Origin of the sequence: Nocardia brasiliensis (genome assembly GCF_011801125.1) — a bacterium.
Lineage (GTDB): Bacteria > Actinomycetota > Actinomycetes > Mycobacteriales > Mycobacteriaceae > Nocardia > Nocardia brasiliensis_C.
This window is the reverse complement of the sequence record NZ_CP046171.1, coordinates 1,057,811-1,081,009: the sequence shown is the minus strand read 5'-3', so window position 1 is coordinate 1,081,009 and position 23,199 is coordinate 1,057,811. Positions and strand designations below refer to the sequence as shown.

General features: G+C 68.1%; 21 protein-coding genes. 4 read left to right on the top strand and 17 right to left on the bottom strand.

Annotated elements, in window-relative coordinates; all coding sequences use genetic code 11:
- Positions 1-40: 40 nt before the first annotated feature.
- Entirely contained in the window at positions 41-850 is an 810-nt protein-coding gene (locus F5X71_RS04815; RefSeq protein ID WP_167460841.1) for a GntR family transcriptional regulator, read from the top strand.
- Positions 847-1,413 carry a GNAT family N-acetyltransferase gene (locus F5X71_RS04810; RefSeq protein ID WP_167460840.1) on the top strand — a complete coding sequence of 189 codons (567 nt, stop codon included), beginning with the start codon at positions 847-849 and terminating at the stop codon, positions 1,411-1,413. Before F5X71_RS04815 ends, F5X71_RS04810 begins: the two co-directional genes overlap by 4 nt.
- A gap of 60 nt (positions 1,414-1,473) precedes the next feature.
- On the opposite strand, the gene eccCa is transcribed toward F5X71_RS04810, so the two are convergent.
- From eccCa to eccD, 3 genes are read right to left on the bottom strand one after another with little or no spacing between them, the layout of a single operon-like run.
- Entirely contained in the window at positions 1,474-5,559 is a 4,086-nt protein-coding gene (gene eccCa / locus F5X71_RS04805) for a type VII secretion protein EccCa (RefSeq protein WP_167460839.1), read from the bottom strand.
- A 48-nt stretch (positions 5,560-5,607) separates the two neighbouring features.
- Positions 5,608-7,017, bottom strand: a complete 1,410-nt coding sequence (gene mycP, locus F5X71_RS04800) for a type VII secretion-associated serine protease mycosin (protein WP_275106770.1) — start codon at positions 7,015-7,017, stop codon at positions 5,608-5,610.
- A gap of 12 nt (positions 7,018-7,029) precedes the next feature.
- Positions 7,030-8,460, bottom strand: a complete 1,431-nt coding sequence (eccD, locus tag F5X71_RS04795) for a type VII secretion integral membrane protein EccD (RefSeq protein WP_167460838.1) — start codon at positions 8,458-8,460, stop codon at positions 7,030-7,032.
- Between the two features lie 287 nt (positions 8,461-8,747).
- On the opposite strand from eccD, the gene eccA reads away from it, so the two are divergent.
- Positions 8,748-10,583 carry a type VII secretion AAA-ATPase EccA gene (gene eccA, locus F5X71_RS04790; protein ID WP_167460837.1) on the top strand — a complete coding sequence of 612 codons (1,836 nt, stop codon included), beginning with the start codon at positions 8,748-8,750 and terminating at the stop codon, positions 10,581-10,583.
- A 24-nt stretch (positions 10,584-10,607) separates the two neighbouring features.
- Here eccA and eccB read toward each other — a convergent pair whose 3' ends face one another.
- Entirely contained in the window at positions 10,608-12,122 is a 1,515-nt protein-coding gene (gene eccB, locus F5X71_RS04785; protein ID WP_167460836.1) for a type VII secretion protein EccB, read from the bottom strand.
- Positions 12,123-12,249: 127 nt separating this feature from the next.
- On the opposite strand from eccB, the gene eccE reads away from it, so the two are divergent.
- Positions 12,250-14,052 carry a type VII secretion protein EccE gene (gene eccE / locus F5X71_RS04780; RefSeq protein WP_238815718.1) on the top strand — a complete coding sequence of 601 codons (1,803 nt, stop codon included), beginning with the start codon at positions 12,250-12,252 and terminating at the stop codon, positions 14,050-14,052.
- A 159-nt stretch (positions 14,053-14,211) separates the two neighbouring features.
- On the opposite strand, the gene F5X71_RS04775 is transcribed toward eccE, so the two are convergent.
- The 13 genes from F5X71_RS04775 to F5X71_RS04715 form a co-directional block, all read right to left on the bottom strand.
- Positions 14,212-14,505, bottom strand: coding sequence for a WXG100 family type VII secretion target (locus F5X71_RS04775; RefSeq protein ID WP_014981756.1), 294 nt, complete (start codon positions 14,503-14,505; stop codon positions 14,212-14,214).
- Positions 14,506-14,553: 48 nt separating this feature from the next.
- Positions 14,554-14,850 carry a WXG100 family type VII secretion target gene (locus tag F5X71_RS04770; protein ID WP_029893149.1) on the bottom strand — a complete coding sequence of 99 codons (297 nt, stop codon included), beginning with the start codon at positions 14,848-14,850 and terminating at the stop codon, positions 14,554-14,556.
- Between the two features lie 89 nt (positions 14,851-14,939).
- Entirely contained in the window at positions 14,940-15,731 is a 792-nt protein-coding gene (locus F5X71_RS04765; protein WP_167460834.1) for an ESX secretion-associated protein EspG, read from the bottom strand.
- Positions 15,728-16,711 carry a PPE domain-containing protein gene (locus tag F5X71_RS04760; protein WP_167460833.1) on the bottom strand — a complete coding sequence of 328 codons (984 nt, stop codon included), beginning with the start codon at positions 16,709-16,711 and terminating at the stop codon, positions 15,728-15,730. The genes F5X71_RS04765 and F5X71_RS04760 overlap by 4 nt, the downstream gene beginning before the upstream one ends.
- A 31-nt stretch (positions 16,712-16,742) precedes the next feature.
- On the bottom strand, positions 16,743-17,078 hold the full coding sequence (locus tag F5X71_RS04755) for a PE domain-containing protein (RefSeq protein WP_167460832.1): 336 nt from the start codon (positions 17,076-17,078) through the stop codon (positions 16,743-16,745).
- Between the two features lie 15 nt (positions 17,079-17,093).
- Entirely contained in the window at positions 17,094-18,488 is a 1,395-nt protein-coding gene (locus F5X71_RS04750) for a hypothetical protein (RefSeq protein ID WP_167460831.1), read from the bottom strand.
- Entirely contained in the window at positions 18,485-18,802 is a 318-nt protein-coding gene (locus F5X71_RS04745) for a type VII secretion target (RefSeq protein ID WP_167460830.1), read from the bottom strand. Before F5X71_RS04745 ends, F5X71_RS04750 begins: the two co-directional genes overlap by 4 nt.
- Before the next feature lie 98 nt (positions 18,803-18,900).
- Positions 18,901-19,200, bottom strand: a complete 300-nt coding sequence (locus F5X71_RS04740; protein ID WP_167460829.1) for a YbaB/EbfC family nucleoid-associated protein — start codon at positions 19,198-19,200, stop codon at positions 18,901-18,903.
- A 26-nt stretch (positions 19,201-19,226) separates the two neighbouring features.
- Positions 19,227-19,583: a hypothetical protein gene (locus F5X71_RS04735; RefSeq protein WP_167460828.1), complete on the bottom strand. Its 357-nt coding sequence runs from the start codon at positions 19,581-19,583 to the stop codon at positions 19,227-19,229.
- Between the two features lie 57 nt (positions 19,584-19,640).
- Complete coding sequence (locus tag F5X71_RS04730) at positions 19,641-20,426, bottom strand: ESX secretion-associated protein EspG (protein ID WP_167460827.1); 786 nt, start codon at positions 20,424-20,426, stop codon at positions 19,641-19,643.
- Positions 20,423-22,180 carry a hypothetical protein gene (locus F5X71_RS04725; protein ID WP_167460826.1) on the bottom strand — a complete coding sequence of 586 codons (1,758 nt, stop codon included), beginning with the start codon at positions 22,178-22,180 and terminating at the stop codon, positions 20,423-20,425. Before F5X71_RS04725 ends, F5X71_RS04730 begins: the two co-directional genes overlap by 4 nt.
- A gap of 283 nt (positions 22,181-22,463) precedes the next feature.
- Entirely contained in the window at positions 22,464-22,847 is a 384-nt protein-coding gene (locus F5X71_RS04720; protein WP_167460825.1) for a hypothetical protein, read from the bottom strand.
- A 79-nt stretch (positions 22,848-22,926) separates the two neighbouring features.
- Positions 22,927-23,184: a hypothetical protein gene (locus F5X71_RS04715; RefSeq protein WP_167460824.1), complete on the bottom strand. Its 258-nt coding sequence runs from the start codon at positions 23,182-23,184 to the stop codon at positions 22,927-22,929.
- Positions 23,185-23,199 lie beyond the last annotated feature (15 nt).

Here is a 23,199-nt window from a genome sequence, read left to right as displayed (position 1 = left end):
GAGTACACTTCGTTACCTGCACGACCAACCGAGGAGCAAGATGGCGGACGGTCCGACGTATCACCGGATCGCAGACCTCCTCCGCGAGGAGATCCGCGCAGGCAAGTGGAAACCGGGTGATCGGTTGCCCAGCCACACGGAGCTGGCCGAACACATGCAGGTCTCGCTTACGACCGCTCGCAACGCGATTCAGGTTCTTGTCACCGAAAATCTGGTCTATACAGCGACTTCCCGCGGCACCATCGTGCGAAACCAGGAAGTTCTGGAATCAGTTGTCACCGACCATATTCGACAGGACCGGCCGCGCGCGGGGCACGACATCTTCGAGGAGATCGCGCGCGCCGCGAACCGGGTGCCGTCCAAGGAGTTCAGCGCGAAGATGGAGCCCGCTGGCCCCGAGGTCGCGTTGTGGCTCGGCGTGCCGGAGGACTCCTGGGTGCTGGCCAGGACGGTCGTCCAGTATCTGGACAACGAGCCGTGGTCCTGGGAGGTCAGCTTCTATCCGCGAGATCTGGCCGAGGCCACCGGAATCGACTCGCCGCACGACATTCCGGAGGGCACCACGCGCAGGCTCGCCGAGCGCGGCCAGGCCGAGACCGCCCATCGCGACACGCTGACGGCGCGGCCCGCCAGCGCGGAGGAGGCCACCGTGCTCGGCGTGGCGACCGGCACGATCCTGCTGGACCACTTGCGGATCGGCGCCAATCACGAACGGGTCACCAGGGCCACTCGACACCGCTCCATCGCGTCGAGCAACCGGCTGGCCTACCAACTGGGCGATGCCGAGGGCATGGCCGTCATCGGGCGCACCCTCGGTGTGCCGTTCGGGCCGGGTGTCGCGTTGCCATGAGTACCGTTCTACGCCGCGCGACCATCGGAGACCTCGGCCTGATCTGCCGACTACGGGTGCAGCGCACCGCGTGGCTGACCGCGCAGGGCTCCGACCAGTGGACGGTGGCAGGGCGCGGCCTGCCGATCGAGATCTTCGCCAGGGCGGTGGGGCGTTCGCTCGATGCGGGCGAGACCTGGATCGCCGAGGTCGCGGGCGAGCCCGCGGCGACCATCACCATCAATCATCGCGCCGACCCCGGGTTGTGGTCGCCGTGGGAACTAGCCGACGCGGTCGTGGTCCACTTCATGATCGTGGACCTGCGATTCGCGGGCCAGCGCCTCGGCCATCGACTGCTCGAGCACGCGGGAGCCATCGCGCACCAGCAGGAACGCGAATGGGTCCGGCTCGATGCCTGGACCACCAACAAGGAACTGCACGACTACTACCGTCGCGCCGGCTTCCGGCTGGCCCGCATCGCGGGCCCGATCGCCACCGGCCCGTCTCGGGCGCTGTTCGAACGCCGCACGGACAGCTGGAATTTCGACCCGGCACAACCCGAGGTCTCCTGGGCGCGTGGCTGATCGGGTACGGCTCCTGACCCGGGCGCGATAGGCGCGCCCGGCCAGGAGCGGCGTAAGTGCTTACACCGGCGGCAGATACGCGATCTGCACCATCTCCTGCCCCTTGCTGCGCGAGGCGAGGGTGCCACGGCCGGGCGGCAGCTTGCTCGGGCGGATCTCGCCGATGATCTTGCCCTCGTCCCGGGAGCCGCTCATGATCAGCGTGTCCACCGACATGTTCTTCAGGCCGCCGATGATCGGGTCGTACAGCGCGCGCGAGACACCGCCCATGCGGCGGGTGACCACGAAGTGCATGCCGATGTCGCGGGCCTGCGGCAGATATTCGATCAGCGGAGCGAAGGGATTGATGCCGCCGGTCGCCACCATGTCGTAGTCGTCGACCACGATGTAGATCTCCGGTCCCTCCCACCAGCTGCGATCACGCAGCTGCTGCGGGGTGATGTCGGAGCCGGGGATGCGCTTGGACAGGAACTCCGCGACCTCCTGGATCATCGGCCCGCAGGTCTGCGACGAGGTGGAGTATCCGGCGAGATGCTCGCCCTCCACCACGCCGAGCATGGTGCGCCGATAGTCGATCATGATGATCTTGGCCTGCTCCGGATCCGAGTTCTCCACCACGCCCATCACGATGTTGCGCAGCAGCGTGGTCTTGCCCGATTCCACGTCGGCGAACGCCATGAAGTGCGGCTCGGTCTGGAAATCCAGGACCAGCGGCTGCAATTCGGACTCGCCGAGGCCGACGACCACCTTGGTGGGGCTGAGCTCGATGCCCTGGGCGCGCGCGGTGGCGAGCAGTTCGTCGCGGCTGAACTGCATCGGCAGCATGCGCACCTCGGGCGCCTGCCTGCCCGCGTGCAGTTCCGCGAGTTCCTGCCTGGCCCTGGCGACGCCGTCGGCGAGGCTGGCCGGATCCGAGTCCGAGTCCAGTCGCGGCAGGGCGATGAGCATGTGCAGCTGCTCCGGCGTGAGACCGCGACCGGGCCGCCCGACCGGGACCTGGAATGCGGTGCGCCGCCCCATCTCCGAGTCGGTCGGATCGCCGAGCCGCAGCTCCAGCCTGGTGCCGATCTGGTCCTTGACCACCGGCCGGATCTCGGCCCAGCGCGACGCGGCGATGATCACGTGGATGCCGTAGGACAGGCCTTGCGCCGCAATGGCATTGATCTGCGATTCCAGCACGTCGAACTCTTCGCGGATCACCGCCCAGCCGTCGATCACCAGGAACACGTCGCCGAATCGGTCGTCCGCCAGCGGATTACCGGAAGAGGCCGCGCCCTCGGGCACATGCGCCGCCGCGGCGAACTTGCGCCGCCGGAACTCGGCCATCGACTCGATGCCGAGTTCGGCGAAGCGTTCCTCGCGCTGACGCATCAACGAGGTGAGTTCGGCGATGGTGCGCCGGACCCGGTCGCTGTCGAGGCGACCGGCCACCGAGCCGACATGCGGCAGCCCGACCAGACCGGCCATACTGCCGCCACCGAAATCCAGGCAATAGAACTGGATGTGCTGCGGGGTGTGCGTGGCGGCGGCGGCCATGATGATCGCGCGCAGAGTCGTCGACTTGCCCGACTGCGGACCACCGACCACCGCGACATTGCCTTGGGCGCCCGCCAAACTGATGGTCAGCACGTCACGACGCTGCTCGTACGGCTTGTCGATCACGCCGATCGGCATCCACAGCTGGCCGTGCCGGTTGACCGGCGAACGCCAGTCCGGGTCGGGCAGCAGCATGTCGACCGTCGGGGATTCGTCCAGCGGCGGCAGCCACACCTCGTGCGCCGGGCGACCGTGCCCGGTCAGCCGCTTCACGACGACGTCGAGCAGCGAATCGGGAATCCCCTCCTCGCCGCCGGGAGCGCCGGGCAGCCCGACGGCCGAGGGCGGCGGGGGCAGCTCGAGCATCGGATTCGTCGGCGACGGCGGCAGATCCAGCGGCGAGCCCTCTTCCTCGGTCGGCGCGGGCAGCTCCACCGGTGCCGCGGTGAACAGCGCGAGCCGCTGGCCACCGACCGGCGTGCCGTCCTCGCCGGTGACGGTGCCCTGCGGCGCGACGTAGGGCCCGGAGACGTAACTCGCGTTGAACCGCAACGGATCCGACGCGTCGGACTTCAGATAGCCGGCACCGGGCACGCTGGGCAGGTGGTAGGCGTCGGTGATACCGAGCACCGCGCGAGATTCGTTGGCCGAGAAGGTACGCAGGCCGATCCGATAGGACAGGTGCGACTCCAGGCCGCGCAGCTTGTTCTCCTCCAGCCGCTGCGAGGCGAGCAGCAGGTGCACGTGCAGCGAGCGGCCGAGCCGGCCGATCATCACGAACAATTCCGCGAAATCCGGCTTCTGCGAGAGCAGTTCGGAGAACTCGTCGACCACGACGAACAGCGCGGGTAGCGGGTCGAGCGGCACGCCAGCGGCGCGGGCCTTCTCGTAGTCGGTGACGTTGGCATAGTTGCCCGCCGAGCGCAGCAGCTCCTGTCGCCGGTTCATCTCACCGGCGAGGGCGTCCTTCATACGGTCGACGAGCGAGAGTTCCTCTTCGAGGTTGGTGATCACCGCGGCGACGTGCGGCAGTGAGTCCAGCCCGAGGAACGTCGCGCCACCCTTGAAGTCGACGAGCACCAGGTTCAGCGCGTCCGGCGAGTGCGTGGTGACCAGCGAAAGCACCAGGGTGCGCAGGAATTCCGACTTACCGGAGCCGGTCGCGCCGATGCACAGGCCGTGCGGACCCATGCCGTTCTCGGCCGACTCCTTGATGTCGATCTCGACCGGGGTGCCGTCGGGGGTGATGCCGATCGGCACGCGCAGCCGCTCACGCGCGGTACGCGGACGCCACACCCGGGCCGGGTCGATCTGCGCGGCGTCCGGGATCTTCAGCAGGGCCATCAGCCCGGGGTCGGCCGTCGAGCCTTCGCCGAGGCTGACGATCTGCGCCGCCGTGGCCAGTCGGTACCGCGACAGCGTGCGCGAAAAGGCTTCGGCCTCCGCCGAACTCACCGTGTCGGCGGTGGCGAACTTCTCCACGCCCGCGGCGCTGCGCGCGGACACGTCGCCGTCGGCGGCGATCAGTTGCAGCCCGCGCCGGGCGGCGAGCCCGCCCTCCGGCGCGGTGAGGTCGAGCACGGTCACCGAGTCCAGCCCGGACTCGCTGATCAGTCTTTCGTTGCCGTTGACGTATCCGTCGTCGATGATCACCACCAGGTGCAGCCGCCCCTGCGTGGGTTGCGGATTGCGCATGAAGCGACCGCGCTCCATCAGCTCGGCCGACAGCGCGGTCTCCAGCTCGCCCAGCGAGGTGTACATCATCCGGGCCGAGCCCATACCGTCGCGCTGGGTCGGATGCTGCAGGTGCGGAAGCCATTTCGCCCAACCCCAGACCCCGTCCGGATCGGCGCACACGATGGCGACCGCGAGATGGTCGGGCCCGTGGAAGGTGACCAGCTCCATCAGCATGGAACGCACCAGCATGCGGGCGTCCTCGGGCGGACCACTGATGTTGATCGCCGGGAAGGCGCGCAGCGACACCGCGGTCGGCAGGCCGTGCACCACGGAGTGGGTGCGCACGAACCGGCGCAACGCGACCGTGGAGACCGGCTCCAGGTCTTCCAGCGGGCCGGTCTCCGGCCGCGCCAGTTTGGTCGCGAGCCGGTGGCTGCCCATGCCGACCCGCACGTGGCCGAAGTCGGGATCGTTGGGCCTGCGCTCCCACATCCGCCTGGTACCGATCAGCGAGGGCAGATCGGCGGGCTCGGGATGGCTCCAGACCAGCGTCTCCAGCTGCTTGTTTCCGGTGCGCCGCACATCTTTTCGCACCTGATCCAGGTACCGGAAATAGTCCTTGCGCTCCTCGTTGAGCTCGACGGCGCGCTTGCCCGTACCGCCGCGGAAGCCCGCCATCATGCCGACCATCGACATCAGCATCATCATCGGGAACATCATCGACAGCGGATTGGCCAGCAGGTTGCGGCCCATCATCGCCATCATCGCGATCATGCCGATCACCGCGACCACCATGACGACGGGCATCAGCTTCATCATCAGCGGGGCGGGCAGCGCGCGGGTGACCTCGGGCGGCGGGGTGAGCGCCACCTCCCCACCCGGTGCGCGGGGCGGCGCTATCCTGGGGCGTCGTACGAAACCTTCGGTAGCCATGATTCCTTCGATCGGTCGAGCTGTCGGCGGGCGGCGCGGGGCCTGCCGCTACGGGTCGTATTCGGCTTCGATCTCCTTGCGTCTGCGGCGGAACGGAATCGCCACCGCGATACCGACGCCCAGCGCGGACAGGCAGACCAGCGACCCGATCACCGCGATCCGCCGCGGCCGCGGGTCCGGACCCGGCGGGATGACCGGCGCCGCGATCGGACGATCAACGGCCGCACCGACATGCACGGGCCGATCGGGCAGCTGCGCGGTCAAGGCGGCGAGCGGATCGATCAGTCCGGCGCCGATCGCGTCGTCCCGACCGGTGCCCGGCGCCTGCGCGGTGCGGGTGATCCGGTCCATCACGCCCTGCGCGTCCAGATCGGGGAAGCGCGAGCGCACCAGCGCGGCCAGCCCGGCGACATAGGGCGAGGCGAAGCTGGTGCCGTCGACCGGACGGATGCCCTCGCTGGTCTGCACGCCGTTCACCAGGCCGACGCCGCCCGGCTTGCTGTCCAGCGACACGATGTTGCGGCCGATGGCGGCCACGCTGACCCACGGGCCGTGCAGCGAGAGTTCCGAGGGCTTGCCGTCGGCGTCCACCGAACCCACCGCGAGCACATATTTGGAGAACCACGCGGGGCTGGCGATGGTGTTCACCGCACCCCAGCCCTGGCCCTCGTTCTGGGTCTTGCACGGCCCGTCGGACTCGACGTTGCCCGCGGCGACCACCACCACCACGTTGTGGTCGTAGGCGTACTTCACCGCGGCGCCGAGCGAGGAGTCGGAGGGATCGGAACCGGCTGGGCTGCAAGCCACTTCGGAGATGTTGATGACGGTGGCGCCGAGATCGACCGCGCGGACCACCGCCGCGGCCAGGGTGAGCACGCTGCCGTATCCGTCGGCCCTGATGCTGTCCGGCGATCGGTCGCCGCCGCGATCCTTCTTCTCGTAGGCCAGGCTGAGCTGACGGATGGTGAGGATCTCCGCGTCGGGCGCGACGCCGGTGAACGCGTCGCCCGGACTCGGTTGGGCCGCAATGATTCCGGCCACCAGGGTGCCGTGCCCGTCGCAGTCGACGGTGCCGTCGGTATCGGAGACATAGTCACCGCCGGGTTGCAACGCGGGCAGCCGCGGGTGCCGGTTCACGCCGGTGTCGATCACCGCGACCTTCTGCCCGGCGCCCCTGCTGAACTGCCAGGCGGCGGGCAGTTCGAGCACCCGCTGCGAGATCGGCGGCTCGTTCGGCGGCGCACCGGTGAACTCAGGTTCGGCGCACAGATCGCGCTGCTCGGTGGGTTCCAGCGGTGCCGGACGGCCGCTCAGCGCCTGCGCGACAGGGAGCGCACCCGGATCTATGACCGGTGGTGAGATCGCGAAGGCGGGCGGCGTGGGCAGACTCACCACGCCGATCACTGCGGCGACGCTGGCCATCCGCAGCAGGCTGCGGCGGAAGGCGCTAGGTCGCATAACTCCCTGCGCTCATATGTTTCTGGCCATCGAGTAGACGTTCATGATCCACAACACCAGCGGGATCAACGAGATGATCAGCATGTATTCGAAGATCTCGATCATCCGCCTGGTCACCGGGGTGACCTCGATATGCGGTCCGATCACACCGAAGCCGACCGCGCCCGCGGCGAACACCACCAGCAGACCGACCACGAGCAGTTCCAGACCCGTGTCGCCGATGGCAGCCCCGACGAGCAGCGCGACGAAGCTCAGGCAACCACCCCCGATCAGGGTCGCGGCCTGCGTGAGATCGGCGAAGGACCGCCCGCGCAGGCACAGGATGATCGAGGTGACGACGGCGAGGGTGATGCCCTGCCAGCGCCCCGAGCCCAGCGGATCGGCCGCGCCGAACGCGCCGATCACCGCGCTCAGCGTGCACGCGATGATCAGGCCGGACTGGTACTGGTTGGCCGCGCGGGCCCGTTCGCCGAGGCCGGCCGCCGACGGCAGCGCGGTGGCGCCGATCGCGCCGATGCCCTCGATGGTCGGGCGCGGCTCGTGATCGGCCGGGTCGATCGCGGCGCCCGCGGTCGGCACCGGCGGGATCGGCAGCCTGGCCAGGCCCGCGGCCAGCCGCGGCACCATCGACAGCAGCGCGATGCCGACCACCACCAGACCAGCACTCAGTTTCGGCAGGCCCGGATGCCACACCAGATATACCGCCGCCGAACCGCCCGCGATCACGCTGATCGCGGCCGCGGCGGAGAACAGGGTGGCGCCCGCGCCGATGATCCTGGCGCCGAGCACCGCGGCGACCAGCGTCAGCGAACTGCCGAGCAGCAGATGCGCACTCCCCAGCGCACTCGGCACGAACAGCGCGCCGCCGCCGAACACCAATAACAGGCCGTCCAGTGACAACCAGGTGGCGGTGATCGTGTCCAGATATTTGCGAGCGGCGAAGCCCGCGGCGACGAAGGCGCCGATACCCGCGGCGGTCAGAATGAACGCGGGCGCGAGCGGGTCGCCGTGCCCGCGCGCGTTCGCCAGCATCAGCATGACGGTGAGCACGGTCAGTACCGAGGTCACCAGGCCGGTCCAGCGCGCCGAATTTCCGGTCCAGCTGCGGAACTCCTCGGCGGTGAGCCGCGAGACCGCGTCGATCACGTCGTCGAAGAGCGCGGGGGCTTCCTTCGAGGTGACCGAGCGCAGCACGAGCAGTTCGCCGTCGTGCACGTCCGCGTCGTTGAGCGTGCGGCTCGGGGCGAAGGCTTCCTGACCGACCCGCGCCAGCGTCCAATGCTGGGCCTGCAGCGGCACCGAATCGTCCTCGGCATCGATCTGCTCCGGATTACGGGATTCGATCAAGGCCACCAGATCACCGATGAAGCCGGCAATCGGCACGGTTGCGGGCAGCCCGACGTCGAGCTGAGTATTACCGCCGATAACGGATACCCGGCTCAATTCTGGCTCAGTGGCGCGTGCACCACCGGTAGGTGTTTCGATCAACGACCCCGGACCCCCAGCCTCTCCACTGGCGATTGTTCACGCCCCAGCTGCACTGGGTGGAACGTCTTCTGAGTGAACGACTTCGACACCAGTCAGACTCTCACCTAGACAACACTTGCGTTGCAACCTCCCGGCAGCTGAACCTAATGTAACGGACAGACCAGGCACTGCGCGATCGGTAGTCTGGAGTCCACAAGAACTCATCCCATTACTACGAACGAAGACTTCGGGGTCAGACAGCCATGACCGGCAATCGCCAAGCACAACGAGCCTTCGACGCCGGAATTCTGTCACTCGGACTGTCCATCGAAGGACAGGAATCCGCGCGCGATCTCGAATACGCGAAGCTCGCTTTCCAGCGGGCCACCGAGTGGGATCCGACCATGTGCGACGCCTGGCTCGGTCGCGCGGCGGCGGGCGAGCTCACCAAGGACGTCTTGTTCAACATGCACCGGACCAGCACCAGCACGCTGTACCGGGAGCAGCGCAGGCTCGGCCTGCAGCCGAGGGAACTCGCCGGTCGCTTCCTGCCCGGCCTCTACATCGATTATCCGTTGGCGAGCTACAACGAGATCTGGCTGGCCTGGGCCGCGCAACTCATCGCGGACAAGGAGTACGACGAGGCCGAGCGGGTGCTCGACGAACTCGACGCCCACCGCAAATCCCAGCTCAGCGACCCCGACCGCGAGATCGACAACCGCATCTGCGCGTACGTGCGCGGCGTGCTGCACTACAACACCCAGCGCTGGCCCGATGTGATGGCGGTGCTGGCCGGTTCGGCCGAATGGGACGACCCCTACCTCGCCGCGGGCGCGCACGTCATGGTGGGCACCGCCTGCGCGCAGCTCGGGCTCTTCGGCGAGGCGATCCGCCGGATGGAGCAGGCTGAAGCGGGCCCGATCCCGGCGGCGCGCTCGACCGCGATGTTCTGCCGCGGCCTGTGCCTGCGCGAGTCCGGCAACGAGGAAGTCGCGCAGGGCCTGTTCGAGAAGGTGTATTCGCAGGCACCGGATTTCGAGGCGAACACCGCCGCGATGCGCGACCGCACCTACCGGATCAGCATCACCTCCCGCGAGACGATCGATGCCCGCACCGACAAGTGGGATCCCGATTCCGCGCCGTCGATGAAGCAGATCGAGCAGGCCGAGACCGAGGACCGCGCCAAGAAGATCCTGGCCGAGGCCCGCGCGGAGCTGGACTCCCAGATCGGCCTCTCCTCGGTCAAGACCCAGGTGGCCAAGCTCCAGTCCAGTGCCCAGATGGCCAAGATCCGCGCGGAGAAGGGCCTGGCCGCAGGCGCGCGCGGTCAGCACCTGGCCTTCACCGGCCCGCCCGGCACCGGCAAGACCACCATCGCCCGCGTGGTCGCCAAGATCTATTGCGGCGTAGGCATTTTGAAGACCGACAAGGTGGTCGAGGCCAAGCGCGTCGACTTCGTCAGCCAGAACCTCGGCGGCACCGCGCTCAAGACCGAGGCGCTGATCGACAGCGCGATGGACGGCGTGCTGTTCATCGACGAGGCCTACACGCTGATCCAGACCGGCCTGCAGGGTGGCGACTCGTTCGGCCGTGAGGCCGTCGACACGCTGCTGGCTCGGATGGAGAACGACCGCGACCGGCTGGTCGTGATCATCGCCGGATACGACGGCGAGATCGATCGGCTGCTGGCCGCCAATGACGGTCTGGCATCACGGTTTTCCAAGCGCGTGCAGTTCCCCTCCTATACCCCCGAGGAGCTCGGCGAGATCGGCAAGGTCATCGCGCACAAGCGGGACTCGGAACTGTCCGACGAAGCGCTCGAACTGCTCGTGATCGCCTGCACCAAGCTCTACTCGCTGCAGAGCACCGACCAGAGCGGCCAGCCGCGCCGCGGCGTCGACCTGGCGGGCAACGGCCGGTTCATCCGCAACGTCATCGAGGCCGCCGAAGAGGAGCGCGAGTTCCGGCTGGCCAACGACGAGTCACTGGACCTGGCCAACATCGACGAGAAGATGCTGATGCGCATCGAGGCACCCGATATGCACACCGCCCTGTCGGGCATCATCGCCTCGCTGAACGTCAAGGGCTTCAACGACTGACGAGCACCAGCCCCTGGCCGCCGGTTACTCCGGCGGCTCCAGGGGGAGCTGGTCGCGGGCCGTGAGCGCTTCCTTCTTGGACAGGGTCGCGCCCGGCACCATCTGGCCGATGATCGGCCACGGCGCGAGCCGAGGCGTGTCCCCGAGGCCGAGCACCTGCGCGGTCGCCATGTCGGGGATGCCGTAGCGCACGCCGTTGTCGGCGACATAGAACAGGCTGCCCCGACGCGGACTACCCGGGCCCATGCCGGTCACCTGCACGAATTCACCGGTGCCCGGCGGGACGTACACCGCGTCCACATGGTCGCCGGTCCCGTCGGAGGTGGCCAGCGTGACGGTCTTGGCCGATTCCGCGATCGGCACCCGCACACCCGCGAGCAGCGTGACCGACGCGCGCTCATTCGGGCCGTCACCCGCGTCGTTCTTGCGGTTGCCCGGCGCGGTGCCCGGCGTCTTGGTCCACGCCACGCAGGTGACCGGCGCATCCTCGGCGTTCAGGATCTTCGGGGTCTCCACGGGGAAATCGCCGACCGGCAACGAGTGCAGGATCGGCAGCCGGTCCAGCACGTCCGGCGGCATGGTCGGGATATCGCTCATCCCGTGCGAGTCGGCGAAGCGGATCAGCTGCGCGGTGAACGGGCTAACCGGCTGAAGCCCCTCGGCGAGCACCACGTACAGGCCGGGCTTGCCGTCACCGACATCGCTGACCGAAATGACGCCGCCCACAGGCACTTTCGACAGCGAGCCCGGCCCAGGCTGGCCGGCCTGCGGGATCTGCGGCGCCGTGATCGCGGGGACTTCCGTTGTCGCGCCGAGCATTCCGGTGCCGATCGGGCGCGGCCGGTGGGCCGACAGGTTCAGCGCGCGCACCAGAACCGAGTTGCCCGGGTCGATCTCGGCCCGCTTGCCGTCGTACACGAGGTAGGTCTTGTCGCTGCGCTTCACCAGCAGCGCCTGGTCCGCGCCGACCGTGCGGATCCGGTCACCGAGCTCGGGCTTGCCCGCGATGACCGTAGTGGTGCCGCCGGTGGCCGAGGCCGCGCTGCCGCCCTGCGAGAGCGCGATCGTCTCGCAGAGTGTCCACGCCGACCGCGAACCCTGCGAGGAGCCGGGCAGCGCGCTCGGCGCACCCGGGATGCCGACCATCGGGCCGCGCGGCATGTCGTTGAGCTTGCTGTCCTTGACGCCGTGCGGCTCGGCATTGCTGCCGGTGATCAACCGGGCCGAGGCGAGGTTCAGCACCGGGTGCAGCGTCTTGCTGCCGTCCTCGGCCTGCACCACGACGTACAGCGCGCCGCTCTGCTTGCCCGAGACGATGAGGTTGTCGCCGACCGCGCCTTGGGGGCGCAGGAAGCTCAGAATCGCCGCACCCGCGATGATCAGGATGCCGAGCACCAATCCGACCCACAGCGAGCGCACCTGGGAGCGCATGGGGTCGTGCAGCATGCGCACATCGCGCCGCACCATCGCGTGATCGAGTCGGCGCAACAGGAATCGATACCCGTTGACCTGGGCTCGGGTGGTCAGCTGTGCCGGCACAAGGTCTCCATCGAACTGTCGAGAACCATCTTCATCGACACGGTACCGTAATTCCAGGACAGCCCTGAACCGATGATTTCATGGTTGTCGGCAGTGCCCGCACGGGGTGGCAGACAGGGACAATGCGGTGACGACGAGTGTGAACGAGACCAGGCCGGACGCAGCGACCGGGCAGGACGGCGAGGACGCCGCGGTGGCGGCGGAATCCACCCGCGCCTCAACCTACGACACCCTGCGCGACCCCGAGTTCTGGCTTTTCCGCGTCTATCCGTTGCGGGTGGTCGTTCCGGTGGTTGTGCTGGCCGCCGCGCTGGCCTGGGTCGTCCTCGCGACCACCGAAAACCTCTGGGGCGCAATCGGTACCGGCGTCGGGGTGGCGCTGATCGGCCTGGTTCCGATTCGCGGGCGCACCCCGGCGGGCATGATCGGCGGCGCGCTGGCACGGCGGCGCAGCGGGTTGCGGCCCGCCGAGCAACTCACCCACGCGCCCGCCTTCGACGTGCCGTTCAGCGAGGGCGGCGGCTACGGCGTGCGCTGGGACGGCGAACTGCTGCTCACCATGCTGCGCATCGACCCGCCGCCGGACACGATGACGCTGCTGCGCCGCGGTTCGCTGAGCACCGACCAACTGCTGCCGCTCACCGAGATCGCGCGCTGCTTGGACCAATTCGACCTGACCCTGGCCAGCGTCGACATCGTGAGCACCGGCGCGCGCACCGCGGGCACCGGCATCGTCTCCCACCTCTACGACCGCATCCTCGGCCCGCTGCCCGCCATCGCGCACCGCACCCTCTGGCTGGTGCTGCGGCTGGACCCGCTGGCCAACGCCGAAGCGGTGGACAAGCGCGGCGGCGGTGGCACCGGGGCGCTGCGCACCGCGATGATCGCCACCCGCCGGGTGGCCAACCGGCTCGCCGCGCACGACATCGCCACCTCGGTGCTCACCGCCACCGAGATGAACGCCGCGGTCCGCGAGCTCACCCACGGCTTCGAGGTCGATCAGCTCACCGAATCGCCGAGGTCACTGGAGTACCAGGGCCGGTTTCTGACCCAGTATCAGATCGGCGCGGACATGATCGCCCCGGCCGGGCTCGCCGATATCTGGACGGTGCAGAGCCTGTCCACCACCGTGACGTTGCGGCTGCGCCCCGGCGCGCAGCGCCACGACACCCGGGCCGACCACGCGGGCACCGTCGTGCTCAACGCCGTCGTCCGGTTCGACACCACCTTCGAACCCGACGAGCCACCGCTGCCCGGCCTGCGTGAGCTGCCGGGCAACCAGATGCGAATCCTGTTGGACACCTTGCCGATCGGCACCACCGGCCGCTGGGGGTCCGATACCGGCTACCGCGGCACCATCGCCGCGCTCACCGACATCGCGGTGCCCACCGCGGGCTGCGGGCAGCTGATCGGCGCCGACGAGCTCGGCCAGGGCATCGCGGTGCCGCTGGTCGGCGAGGGCACCAGGCACCTGGAGGTGATCGGCAATCTGGATCTGGCCCAGCAGGTGATCCTGCGGGCCACCGCGCTCGGCGCGCACGCCATCGTGCACACCGCACGGCCCGACGCCTGGCACACCATGGTGACCAATCTCGATGCGCCGCACGTGATCTCGATCGCGCCCCGATCCGCGGGCGCCAGCTATCACGCGCCCGCGGCGCCACCGCTGCCCGCCGCGCCCTACCCGAGCACGACCGTGCTCGTCTTCGACGGCATCGCGCCCACCGCGCACGCGGGCGGGGCGACCATCGTGCATGTGCGCACCCCGGAGGAGCCGCCCGCACCGATCGACGCCGACGTCACGCTGGTCCAGGATCCGCTGGCGCCCAACCGGATCACCGTGCGCACCGCCACCGCGAGCGCGACGGTGTTCATGGTGACCACGCCGGACGAGATGCACTACATCGGCGAATCGCTCGCCGCCCGCTGAGGCGGCATCGCCCGCCCCGATCGCGGGCGTCGGCCAACGCACTGCGCCCGCCCACGCGAAAGCTTGGGCGGGCGCGGGTGATTCACGCTCGTCGAGCCGTAAACCGAAACGGCCGACCGGAACTCGCTGGCTCCGGCCGACCGTCAGGTAGCCGACATGTCAGAACGCGGCGAAACCGTCGCCGACCTTGCCGTCGGCCTCGAGCGCGCGCTGCAGCGCGTTCTCGACCTGAGCACCGAGGGCATCCAGCTTCTGCAGGGTGTCCTCGAGGCCGGTGGTGAGGTTCTTGTGCGCCGCGTCGAAGCCCTGCGACGCGTTCTCACCGGTCAGGTTGTCGTGGAACGCCTTGGCGGCGTCGTTGAGCGAGTCGATCTCGCCCTTCATCTTGCCGCCGTGGTTCTGCAGGTCGCTGTACAGCTCGTTCATGGCTGCGGGATCGTAAAGAATGGTCATTCGTTATTCCTTAGAACGATGGGGTTCCGATAGCGGATGGACAGACCGTCAGGCCTGGTCCATGGCCTGCAGGGTCTTCTTGCCGCCGTCGACGGCCTGGGAGAACTGGTCGAGCCGCTTGTTCAGGTCTTCGGCCTCGTCGTGCCAGTCGCGGGCGACCTGAACGAACTTGTCGGACGCGTCGCCCTTCCAGCCCTTCAGCACGTCCTGCGCGGCCTGATCGATTTCCTTGACCGAGGTCCGCAGGTTGTTGATGGCGGTCTCGAGGTCGCCGACGACCTTGTCGACGCCACCGGCCTCGACACCGACAGCCTTACCCGAGCCACCGAGAGAGGTGAGAGACATTTGTTTGACCTTTCGTCATATTTGTTGATCGCTGTCCCATACGAGCGATCTCGTTGCAATACGAGACAACCGAAGTTGCACCCCGAGAACTACTGAGGCAGCCACCTCCCCCCGGGTAACCCCTCGATCAACGTGGCGACTGCTTGCGCAACCCGATGATCGGTACCCGGTGTGACCGTGGACCAGACCTGCTGATCCGGGGAAACCATCGGCGCCGCGACGATCCGCCCGCGGGCGGTGTCGTAGACGGCCACGGCGCCGGGCGCCCTGGTGGTCACACCATCCTCATGGGCGCACGCCACGATCTCGGCGTAGGCGTGCGTCGCACCGAAGGTCAGCCCCAAGGTGGTGGCGTCGCGATCGGTGGCACCCAAGGCATAGAGAGCGTCGGTGAGCTCGCTGGAGGTCGTCGCGGCGTCGAGCCGCTCGGCCAGCTCCGCTGCGGGGACGCTGAAATGGGGGATCTCGGCGGGCGAGCACGCGTCCATCGCGGCGAGCAGCGGGCGCACCAGATCGGCGGCCGAGCCGTCGGTCCACACGGCACGCACCTCGAACTCGTCGCCCGAGCGGACCGCGACCGCGTGCGCGTGCCCGCGCCGCACCACACAGACGCGGCGCGACTCGCTTCCGGTGTAGATGCGGGCCGCCAGTTCCTGTTCCGGATGCGCCAGCGTGAACAGCACGTCGGCCAGCTCCGGATCGACCTCGCCCTCCGAGTCGATCAGGCCGGCGCCGACCAGCGCGGCCACCGCGGACTCCTGCGCGCGCCGCCACTCCTCGAACGAATCCTGTTGCGGGCCGACCGCGAGCGCCAGCGGCAGGGTCTGCACCCCGATCCGGTCGGCGACGGCCAGCAACGCGTCGTTGGTCAGCGTGGTCACGGCGCACCGCCGGATTCGGTCCGAGTCTCGGTGGGCGCCTTCGCCACTGCCTCGGTGCCGCCGAGTACGGCTGGGGCGGCTTGGATTTCGCCCTCGAGCCCGATCTGGTCGGCTTCGCCGGCGAGGCTGGCGCGCGGGAACCGGGCCGAGTCCTGTGCGCCGCCGCCCGCACCCATCGCGCCGGGGGCGATCGGCGCGGACTGTCCGGTCGCGGCCGTGGTGCCGACCTGGGTGGCCCGCGTGACCGGCTCGGCGGCCGCGGTCGATTGCGAGTACACCGGCGCGCGATAGGCCGAGAGCGCGCGCGGTGGCAGCGCGGGCACCCCGATCGACCTGACCGGCACCCCGAATCCCGGCATGGCCTTCGGGGCCGCCGCGGCGGCGGCCGCCGCGGACTGCTCGGCGACCAGTGCCTGCTCCGGCGCGATCTTCGGCGGCTCCTGGTGCTGCCACGGCGTCGCCAGCGGCTCGGCCGCCGACTCGTAGCTGCGCATCACCCGCGACGCAACGGCTTTCGCCACATCGGCGTCCGCGTCGGTGTCCGCGGCGACGGCGCGGATCGGCGCGCCGAGCATGGCGCCCACGCTCTCCACCGCCTGCTGCACCTGCTTGATCTTCTCGATCTCCACGGTGTTCGGCATCGCTAGCCTGGCCACCTCATACGCCGTCACCTGCGCCTGCAGGCGGGCGGCGTTCGAGCTGGCGGTCGCCGCCGCATCCACCAGCCATTGGCGCAGCGTGGACACCTTCTCCAGCACTTCGCCGCTGCGCCCGGACTGCCAAGCACCGCGCAACGCAGCGAGGACCTGCTCGTATTCGAGCACCGCCGCGCCGAAAACCGTTGCGAGCCGCGCCCATTCGGCGGCCGCCTCGGCCATCGGCAAAGAGCCCGGGCCGGTGGTGAGTTCCTGCGCGAGCCGCTCCGGCGGCCGCGCTTCCCACACCACGCCGGTGAACCCTGGCTTCGGTGGTTCGATCATCGCTGCGCTGTGCCCTTCCATGGACCGTGCCTCAGACGGCCCTGCCGCCCGCGGCGTCGAAGTCCGCGACGCTGTCACTCTCGATCTGGGCGAACTCGTTGGTGTGCATCCGCAACGTGGCCGCCAGCTTGCGCATCTCGTGCACGCTCGCCTGGGCGCTCGCCAGGTACGAGGTGGCTACCTCGTTGCCGGTCTGCGCCGCCCGCGCGGAGACTTCGTCGGCGCCTGCGGGCTGAATCCGCAGGGCCTCCTCCGCCGCTTGCAGATCCGCGGCCAGCCGGTCGGCCAGCACATCGAGTCCGTTCGATGCCTTTCCCGCCGCGACAGCGTCGAATTGCACACTCGCGAACGCGTCTTCACCACTCATGAGAGTCTCCTCGAATCACAACGTGAGTTCTTTATCCGGTGGCGGTTCCGACGTGGTGTCGGCCGCGCCGACCACCGGCAGCGAGACCCCCTCGATCCGGCCGACCACTTCGTCGCCGTGCTGGCTGGTCACCATCTGCCCGCGCAGTGCGTCGGAGGACGACTCGCCGTCCCTGGCCATGCCCGCCGCGCCCATCGCACCGGCCGCGCCGCCCATCGGCATCATGCCGCCGCTGCCGCCGGTCGCGCCCGACATCGCCGCTGCCGCGGCCGGACTCGCACCGACGCTGCCCAGCCCGGTGAGCGCGCCCACCGAACCGCTCGCGACCCGGGTGCCCTGCCACGGGTTCAACGGTTGCGCGGGGGCGGCCGCGGCGCCAGGGCCGGGCCCGAAGGCGCCGACACCGGGGCCCGCTCCGCGCACGGCCTCCGCCTTCGCCTTCTCCTCGTCGGAGAGTTCGCCTGCCACATGGGCTTTCGACTCGATCGGCGACTTCGGAGCGCTGAGTGACGAACTCGCCTGCGCGAGCTGGCCGAGCGATTGCGCCGCCGTGCTCGCGGTGCTGATCAACGGCGTCACCAAGCTCATCAGCTGGCCGAGCTGATCGGCGCCGCCCGCACCGGCAACGCCCTTGGGCGCGTTGGTGATCGGGACCTTGGTGCCCGCCTTGGTCATGGTGCCGCTGTGCCCGAGCAGTTCGCCCTTGGTCTTTACGGTGATGCCGAGCGCCTCGGCCATCGCCTCGACCGCCGACGCCGCCAGGAATACCTGACCCGCGGGCGTTGCCGCGTAAAGCGGTGCCAGCGCGAGGGTCGTGGAGAACTTCGCGACCACCGCCGACATCAGGCCCGCGCCGGTGAAGACGCTGCCCGCCGCCTCGGCGAGCACGACTTTTTCCTCGGTGCTCTGCGCCTGCAGCTTGCCCGCATCCGCCTGTGCCTCACCGGCTTTCTTCGCCGCCTCCATCGCCGCCAGGCCCTGCCAGACCGACATCGCCGTCTGAATCGCCGTGGAGCCGACCTGCATCACCGTCTGCATCACCTGGGAGATGCCGGACAGCAACTGGGTCGGGTCTGGCGCCGGTGCCGGTGCGGCCGCGTTCTGCGTGCCGTCCGCGTTGGCCGGAGCGGGCGCGGGCGCGGCCGCGGGCAGTTGCCCGCTGCCGAACGCCGATGCCAGATCGGTCAACGGCCGCATCAGCGCCGTCAGGTCGAGCGGCGGCAGCGGCGGCATCTCCGGCATCTGGATGAACGACGGCATCTCTGGCAGGTTGGGCAGGCCCATGTTGTGCAGGATGTCGTTCACCGGTTGGTCGAGCATCGGGGCAAGAGCACTGCCGCGCAACAGATCCAGCACAGTGGGATCCAGTGGCTCCGCCCCGGGCGGTGGGATGGCCCCAGGGATGGTCATGACTGCGAGCTGACCGATCCGATGGCCGCGCCGGACGCGCTGTCGGTGGCCTCGTAGGTGCTCGCCGCCTGGTGCGCGGTGAGCGCCGTGCCGGCGTGCACCGCGGCCAGTTCGGCCACCGAGGACAGATGGTTCGCCTGCGCGAACGCGAACGAGGCGAGGAACTCCTGACCGATCAGGCCGAACACCGGCACCACAGTCGCGATGGTGGCGGCTTGGTCTACCGCGCCCGCCGACGCGACACCCGCGGCCATCGCGGCCGAGGCGGAACCATAGGCCCGAACCGCATCCGGAACAACTTCAATGTGATTCATGACTGTGTGTCCAATCCCGAAACACCCCTCGATGTTTCGTGCAAAACCTTACCTATCGGAACGTAATTCGCTGATAACCGCGGGCTCATCCGGTGCGCTCACCCCGTGCTTTCCTCGTTGTAAGCGGTGACCAGTTCGGCCCGCTCGGCGAAGGCCCGATATGCCGCCGCTCGCGCGGTATCGACCAGTGTCTTCTCGAACTCGGCAGGCGAGAGCTTGCCGATCGCCGCGGACAGCTCCAGCCCGACCAGCGCGCCGTTGCCGTCCACCGACGCCGTGACCGCGCCGTCTGGCGAGGTTTCGGTCATCAGGATCCCGGCGGTCGCGTCGTTGAGATCGCGCAGCCGGTACATCTGCTGCTGCACCCGAGCGATCAGCTCGTCCATCGTTTCGACCATGCCGTCCTCCCGAATCCTGTTCCCGCTCAGACCGATCGGAGCCAGCTCTGCGGCTCGGTCTCGTATTCCTGCTCCTCGATGATCTCCTGCCGAGCGACCTCCTGCTCGGTGGGCAGCCCGGTCATCGCCAGCATCTCGGAGGTGAAACCCGCTTCTTTCAATTGGTTCCGTCTGGCCAGCCCGGCCCGATTCGCCGACTGCTTGCACAATCGCAGAATCTCGGCCGCCAGCGCCTCCGGCGCGCGCCGCAATTGATCTTGATCGAGCTTGACACCCAGCGGGAGGCCCTGTTCGGTGGTGCGCACGGCAATCGACCCGGTCAGCGAGGTCACGACGAATTCCGTCGGAAACTCCTGTCCCGAATCGTCTTCAGGTGCCGTCATATCCGCCCCTCTCCAGACATGGGATCAATAACAGCGTCTCACGCACGTCAACCCCCTTTATGCTCGTTCGTCTTTGATGACGCGAACCACCTCGGCGACCCGACTGTTGATCAGCTGCACGAACCGCTTGCTATCGGCCGGCACCGCCACCGGCGGCGATTCCTCACTGATCACATAACGACCGTCATCCTCCAGGTCACGCCATTGGAGTTGATGCCGAGTGACCCCGCGCGGACCGAATCGCGACCGCCCCTGCCGAACATCGACAGTGCCTTGATACTCGATCGGCGCCGCCAGAAACCTCTCGGAACGCAGATGGACCGGATCCGAAAAGGAATCTCGCACAACAGAACTGGCGAACGAATAGTCCAGTTCCTCGGCTCGATCCGCCGCAGGCAGAAGGAAGTCGGCCTCCCGGCCCGCCGGGGCGGCGGGCAGTGCTGCCACCACCTCGTCGGCCAATCGCACCGCGTCACATTCGGCGATGGTGTACCCACCACTATGCCAATACGTTTCACCGGGCTTCTGCGTTACGACGTAACCCGTGTCGCCGCGACGAACGGCCAATACCCGCACCAGGCTGTCCACTTTGTTTTCGTCACGTCCGTCGTATCCGTTAACCGCGATCGAGATTTCCGGAGAACGCAATGTCTCCAGTACCTCAGTCATGAACTCCGGGTACGTGGCCGCGACGTGATTCTCGGCCTGCCGCATTTCGTAGTCGAGCTCGCTACGGGTACGGGCCCGAGTGGTGCAGACCAACGGCCATGGCAGCCATGTCGTCGTCGCCCGTTCCCAGACGGCGAAGAGTTCGAGGTCGGTGAGCCTCCAGGTGCGGTTCATTGCTCTACAACAGGTTTGACCACTACCGGCGCATCACCGATCGCGTCTTCCAGATGCTCGGTCGAATCGAGGTAGTCGGCCCGCTTGTGCTCCTTCTGCTGACCTGCGGCACCGGGGCCGGGGCCGGGGCCCATCCCCATGCCACTGGCAGCCAGGCCCGCACGCGACGCCGCCGCGGTGCCCGTAGTCGTCGCTTCGGCGCGGGGGAACAGTTTGGATGCCTTGTCCAGGGTTTGATTTGTGAGCCCTTTCGGCGCACCGCCTGGGCCACCCGAGCCACCGGCGCCTTTGCCCGCGGTGCCCATCGCCTTCTTCGCCTGCTCCTCCAGATCCTTGAGGCTGGGCAAGCCGGGCAACCCGGCCAAGCCCGCCTGCTGCGCGGCCTGCTGCATCGCACTGGACAACTGCTGCCCGAGCTGCTCACCCGCCTTGCCGACCTGCTGGGCTATCTGCGAGGCCTGTTGCACAGCCTGCTGAGCGGCCTGTTGCGCGGCTCGCTGCTGCTCTTGGCGCTGCTGCTCCAGCGCCCGCTGCTGCTGTTCCTGCCGTGCCCGCGCCATCTGTTCTTCGAGCGCCTTGCGCTGCTGCTCAGCCTGTTCCTGCAAGCGTCGCTGCTGGTCCTGCTGCTGCTTCTGGTTGAGTCCGGGGCTAGCCGTTCCGGGCGGTCCGGGCGGCCCAGGAGGGCCGGGCGGACCGGGCTCCTGGGTCTGCTGCTTGGGACCTTCGGGCATCGGCAATGCCGGGAACGCGGTAGAAGTGGTCTCCATACCCGGCTCATACCAGGCCTTGAAGGTGTCCCGGGCCAGCCCGAGCTCGATATTCTGATTCTCCTTACTCAAGGTATTGGCAGGAGACTCCGGCATATTCACCTGAGTGGTCTTGCCCCAGTTGTACGCGTCTATCAGATTACTGCTCATGGCGTACATGGATTGCACCAGAGCCGAACCGGTACCGGTATAGATATTGACAGCCGTCTTTGCACTGTTGGCGCCGTAGCCGGTCCATTCCTCCGAATCCACCAGATTCGAGATATCCCGCTTGAAATCGGCGAATCCCCGGTCCAGCTGTACCGCCATCCGGTGCCAGTCCGAAGCCAAGTCTTGAACGTAGTCGATGCCCTGCAACGTGGTATACAACTTGTGCAGGTCCTCGAAACTGAGGGTCGATGCGGGCTCGGCCTCGATCACCGCGCCCTTGTCCGTGACCTTCAAACCAGACGGCAAACCTTCGTACTTCCCGATCTGCCAGTTACCCTTGTCGTCACGCTTGGACTTCTCATATTTGTCCTTCGGCGCGGGAAGCTTGTCGTCGTACCAATGATCCGGGTCGGCGACTTCCCCGTTGTAGTGCTGCTCGGCGTGCTCGATACCTTCACTGGGATGCCGGCTGTTCTGCAACGTGGTGAGCGCCGACCGAGAATCCGCGTCCGCGTTCTTGTATTTGTTACCCGCGATCAGAAAAGACTGAGCCATGTCGGTCAGGATTTTCTTGTGGGCTTCGATGACCTCTTCTCGAAACTTCGTGCCCATCTTGTAAACTTCTCTGGTCATCTCTTTACCAGAGGCGAGATGGCCGAAAAGTTCGAAAGAGGTCGGCAATTTCTGGTCCGACAGTTCGTCTGCCCGCCCGACAACCAGATCGATGATGTCGAGCATGTCGGCACAATAGGTCGCCGCCTTCGTCGCGACCTCATTGCTCAGCTTGAGCGCACCTGGCCTCTTGAAGGCCTTCCAGTCGTCCTTCGGCTCACCCATCGATCACGCTCCTAGCAGCTCGAAGTTCCGAGTACGGCAACAGCGGCGCTGCCCGGCAGCAGCAAGCCCCCTACCCGTCCCCGGCATCGAACGACGCGCATGCGCTGGCTCCCTCATCAGCTACTTGCCCTCCTCGCAGCCGCGATGCTGACGCTGTGTGCACGTCGGCTTCGCAGCCAGTTACTACAGCGTCCAATCCTATGGGTACTAGTGCTCGACTCGCACGTACAGACCCGAATCTTGGTGGCACACATGCATCGTGTCCGAGGCATCGGCCCCACCCTCAGAAGTAACGCAGGTACGCCTCCCGGAAAGCGTCGTCGAGCAGGTCGTATTCGGGCGACACGTAGTCGTTGGCGCGCACCCGGCGGACGAATTCGTCGGGCAGGGCGAGCGGGCGGGCCGAGAGGTACTCGATGGAGTCGGTGCGCCAGATCCAGACGCCGTCGGAGTGCGGCGACGAACCGCCCTGGATCCAGCCTTCGCCGGTGACCATGTTCGGCACGGCCTCGGTGACGTCGAAGACCTCGGGTGCCTTGCGCAGGTACTCGAGAATGCGTACGCGATCGGCGGGCTGGTCGTCGGTGCTCGACTCGTGGATCGACGGGAGATCGTCGTGCCCGCGCTTGTACATCTCCCGATAGATGCCGACAGGGTGCAGCTCCATCGTCTCAATCCCCTCCGGCCCCGATCGGCGTGCAGCAACTCGCTGGTCACCCTACCGCCGCACGGGCGCGGCTCGCACCTCATTCGAACGCGCGGTCGATCGCGGCCTGCCGGGCCGCCGCGTTGGAGCCGTCCAATTGGCCGGCGAAGGCGGCGTCGGCGGCCGCGATCAGGTGATCCGGGATGTTCGGGTAGGCCTCGGCGATCGCCCACAGCGCGTTCGCGGTACGCACATCGAGTCCGCTGTCGGTGGCGACACCGGCCCCCTCGCGAACCGCGGCGAGCGCCTCGTCGTAGAACTGCCGTAGTTCGTCCTCGCTCGGGTGGTCCGAGAGCATGCTTCCTCCTCGCTC

Excerpts from the sequence above, each read along its gene's own strand:
- F5X71_RS04720 (WP_167460825.1), bottom strand. The coding sequence starts at position 22,847 with ATGGAGCTGCACCCTGTCGGCATCTATCGGGAGATGTACAAGCGCGGG.
- F5X71_RS04735 (WP_167460828.1), bottom strand. The coding sequence starts at position 19,583 with ATGACGGCACCTGAAGACGATTCGGGACAGGAGTTTCCGACGGAATTC.
- F5X71_RS04715 (WP_167460824.1), bottom strand. The coding sequence starts at position 23,184 with ATGCTCTCGGACCACCCGAGCGAGGACGAACTACGGCAGTTCTACGAC.
- F5X71_RS04745 (WP_167460830.1), bottom strand. The coding sequence starts at position 18,802 with ATGAATCACATTGAAGTTGTTCCGGATGCGGTTCGGGCCTATGGTTCC.
- eccA (WP_167460837.1), top strand. The coding sequence starts at position 8,748 with ATGACCGGCAATCGCCAAGCACAACGAGCCTTCGACGCCGGAATTCTG.
- F5X71_RS04760 (WP_167460833.1), bottom strand. The coding sequence starts at position 16,711 with ATGATCGAACCACCGAAGCCAGGGTTCACCGGCGTGGTGTGGGAAGCG.
- F5X71_RS04730 (WP_167460827.1), bottom strand. The coding sequence starts at position 20,426 with ATGAACCGCACCTGGAGGCTCACCGACCTCGAACTCTTCGCCGTCTGG.
- F5X71_RS04810 (WP_167460840.1), top strand. The coding sequence starts at position 847 with ATGAGTACCGTTCTACGCCGCGCGACCATCGGAGACCTCGGCCTGATC.
- mycP (WP_275106770.1), bottom strand. The coding sequence starts at position 7,017 with ATGCGACCTAGCGCCTTCCGCCGCAGCCTGCTGCGGATGGCCAGCGTC.
- F5X71_RS04770 (WP_029893149.1), bottom strand. The coding sequence starts at position 14,850 with ATGTCTCTCACCTCTCTCGGTGGCTCGGGTAAGGCTGTCGGTGTCGAG.
- F5X71_RS04740 (WP_167460829.1), bottom strand. The coding sequence starts at position 19,200 with ATGGTCGAAACGATGGACGAGCTGATCGCTCGGGTGCAGCAGCAGATG.
- F5X71_RS04815 (WP_167460841.1), top strand. The coding sequence starts at position 41 with ATGGCGGACGGTCCGACGTATCACCGGATCGCAGACCTCCTCCGCGAG.
- F5X71_RS04775 (WP_014981756.1), bottom strand. The coding sequence starts at position 14,505 with ATGACCATTCTTTACGATCCCGCAGCCATGAACGAGCTGTACAGCGAC.
- F5X71_RS04750 (WP_167460831.1), bottom strand. The coding sequence starts at position 18,488 with ATGACCATCCCTGGGGCCATCCCACCGCCCGGGGCGGAGCCACTGGAT.
- F5X71_RS04755 (WP_167460832.1), bottom strand. The coding sequence starts at position 17,078 with ATGAGTGGTGAAGACGCGTTCGCGAGTGTGCAATTCGACGCTGTCGCG.
- F5X71_RS04725 (WP_167460826.1), bottom strand. The coding sequence starts at position 22,180 with ATGGGTGAGCCGAAGGACGACTGGAAGGCCTTCAAGAGGCCAGGTGCG.
- eccCa (WP_167460839.1), bottom strand. The coding sequence starts at position 5,559 with ATGGCTACCGAAGGTTTCGTACGACGCCCCAGGATAGCGCCGCCCCGC.